The sequence below is a fragment of the Bacteroides sp. OF03-11BH genome, assembly GCF_003604005.1.
Classification (GTDB): domain Bacteria; phylum Bacteroidota; class Bacteroidia; order Bacteroidales; family Bacteroidaceae; genus Bacteroides; species Bacteroides ovatus.
Genome location: NZ_QTMW01000110.1, coordinates 1 through 1,988, shown reverse-complemented (window position 1 = coordinate 1,988; position 1,988 = coordinate 1). Strand labels below are relative to the sequence as shown.

Below are 1,988 nucleotides of genomic sequence, written 5' to 3'. Positions count from 1 at the left end.
AACGAGGACTTGGTACGTGCCAATACCATCAACGAACTTCAAGTGCGCTGACCATGAGAAAGTACATCGCAATAATCATCGCGTCGCTTGCCCTGGTTACGGGGCAGGCGCACGCCCAGCGATGCCTGCCGAAGATGCAGGGCATCGAGGTCAGGGCGAACATGGCGGACCGCTTCAATCCCGGCGGCAACGACGGCGGGTACAGTTTCGGGGCGGCTCTCTCCACCTACACGAAAAAGGGGAACAAATGGGTGTTCGGCGGCGAATATCTGTTGAAGAACAACCCTTACAAGGACGGAAAGATACCCGTGGCGCAGTTCACGGTGGAGGGCGGATACGACTTCAAGATACTTTCCGATGCCCGTAAAATCGTGTTCGTCTATGCAGGTGCTTCGGCTCTTGCCGGATATGAATCGGTGAACTGGGGCGAAAAGGTACTGCATGACGGCTCCACGCTCCATGACCGGGACGCCTTCATCTACGGCGGTGCGCTGACGCTCGATGTGGAGTTTTACGTGGCAGACCGTATCGCCCTGCTCGCCAACCTCCGGGAGCGTTGCCTGTGGGGTGGCGACACGAGGAAGTTTCATACGCAGTTCGGGGTCGGAATCAAGTTCATCATCAACTGACACGGACATGGAACGGACGGAAATAGACATCATCAGACAAATGCCCATTGCGGTTTTTCTCGCACGGCTGGGGCATGAGCCTGTCAGAAGGAGCGGTAACGAGCTGTGGTATATCGCCCCGTATAGGGGCGAGCGCACGCCCTCTTTCCGTGTGAACGTGGCGAAACAGCTCTGGTACGACTTCGGTCTGGGCAAAGGTGGTGACATCTTCACGCTTGCCGGGGAGTTTATCGGAAGTGGCGACTTCATGGAACAAGTGAAGTTTATAGCGGGAACCTCTAATATGCAGATTGCAGAGTTTGACAAACCGACCTACATTCCGAAGCAGACAGAACCTGCCTTTGAGGGAGTGGAAGCCGTCCCTCTGCTTCGTTCTCCACTGACAGACTATCTGGCGGAACGGAGCATTCCTTACGTTGTCGCATCACGCTACTGCTGCCGACTGAATTACTGTGTGCGTGGCAAACGATATTTTGCCGTCGGTTTCCCGAACGTGGCGGGTGGATATGAGATCCGCAGCCGCTTCTTCAAAGGATGCGTGCCTCCGAAAGATGTGTCGCTGGTCAAGGCGGAAGGCTCTCCGGCTGACGTGTGCAGCGTTTTTGAAGGCTTCATGGACTTTCTTTCTGCTGCCACGTTCGGATTGGAAAAGGGTGAGTGCCTCGTATTGAACTCTGTTGCCAACGTGGAAAAGGCAATGAGGTATCTGGACGGCTGCGGGTGCATAGACTGTTATCTCGACCATGACGCAGCCGGACGGCGCACGTTGAAAACGCTGAAAGGACATTATGGAGAACGTGTCTATGACCGTTCCGCTCTCTATGACGGTTGCAAGGACTTGAACGAGTATCTGCAACTGACAACCAAAAAAGAACAATAACTTAAAAATCAAATGACAATGAACATACTGAACAACAAAAACAAGAGAATATCAATCTTCAAGACGTTGGCACTCTGCCTGTTCGCTGCCGTGTCGCTCACGCTCGTATCGTGTGACGACGACATGGACATACAGCAATCCTATCCCTTCACGGTGGAAACCATGCCCGTGCCGAACAAGGTGACGAAGGGGCAGACGGTTGAAATCCGCTGTGAGCTGAAAAAGACGGGCGACTTCGCCAACACCCTCTACACCATCCGGTATTTCCAGTTCGAGGGGGAAGGCACGCTGAAAATGGACAACGGAATCACGTTCCTGCCCAATGACCGCTACCTGCTTGAAAACGAGAAGTTCCGGCTGTACTACACGGCGGCGGGTGAGGAAGCGCACAACTTCATCGTGGTAGTGGAGGACAATTTCAGCAACTCCTACGAGTTGGAATTTGACTTCAACAACCGAAACGTGAAGGATGACGGGGT

General features: G+C 53.7%; 3 protein-coding genes. All 3 read left to right on the top strand.

Annotated features, from left to right (window positions below; translation table 11 throughout):
* Positions 1 to 53 precede the first annotated feature (53 nt).
* Positions 54 to 629, top strand: a complete 576-nt coding sequence (locus DXA54_RS27830) for a conjugal transfer protein TraO (protein ID WP_117681730.1) — start codon at positions 54 to 56, stop codon at positions 627 to 629.
* Positions 630 to 636: 7 nt separating this feature from the next.
* Positions 637 to 1,509, top strand: coding sequence for a toprim domain-containing protein (locus tag DXA54_RS27825; RefSeq protein WP_008645933.1), 873 nt, complete (start codon positions 637 to 639; stop codon positions 1,507 to 1,509).
* An 18-nt stretch (positions 1,510 to 1,527) separates the two neighbouring features.
* Positions 1,528 to 1,988: DUF3872 domain-containing protein (locus DXA54_RS27820; RefSeq protein WP_117601718.1), on the top strand; the 461-nt coding region annotated here is incomplete at its 3' end.

Excerpts from the sequence above, each read along its gene's own strand:
- DXA54_RS27830 (WP_117681730.1), top strand. The coding sequence starts at position 54 with ATGAGAAAGTACATCGCAATAATCATCGCGTCGCTTGCCCTGGTTACG.
- DXA54_RS27825 (WP_008645933.1), top strand. The coding sequence starts at position 637 with ATGGAACGGACGGAAATAGACATCATCAGACAAATGCCCATTGCGGTT.